Annotated in this window: 1 protein-coding gene; it reads right to left on the reverse strand. The window is 53.5% G+C overall.

The features are described from left to right. Positions 1–7 precede the first annotated feature (7 nt). On the reverse strand, positions 8–400 hold a 393-nt coding region (locus I6F38_RS43545), incomplete at its 5' end, for an ROK family protein (protein WP_225164735.1).

The raw sequence follows: 400 nt of genomic DNA on the forward strand, positions 1-400 counted from the left end.
GCTTTACTCATGGGACTTTAGCACAGGACTGTAGCAAAAAACGTTGATGCGCCAATATTGCTGCACCCTGAGCGCCATTAAAGTCAGAAGATGAGGCGGCAATAAAGCGCACGACCTGATACGGCAGTGGACGGCGCAGGTACTTTTGGGTCATGGCAATGAGAGTCTCGCGTGGGAAGGCGGGCATATCCATCGCGCCACCACCCAGAATCACCGCATCGGGATCGAACAGATTAATGCTGGTGGCAATGGCTCGTGCCGCGTTTTCAAGCAGACTCTGGACGAAAGGGGCGTTTTCCGCATGGACGAAAAGATCGCTCAATGGGTAATTTCGGGGCTGTTGTTCGTACCAGCGTCTTAGCGCCATTCCAGAGCAATTGGTTTCCAGGCACCCAGGATT

Origin of the sequence: Bradyrhizobium sp. BRP56, assembly GCF_020194035.1 — a bacterium.
Classification (GTDB): Bacteria; Pseudomonadota; Alphaproteobacteria; order Rhizobiales; family Xanthobacteraceae; genus Bradyrhizobium; species Bradyrhizobium australafricanum.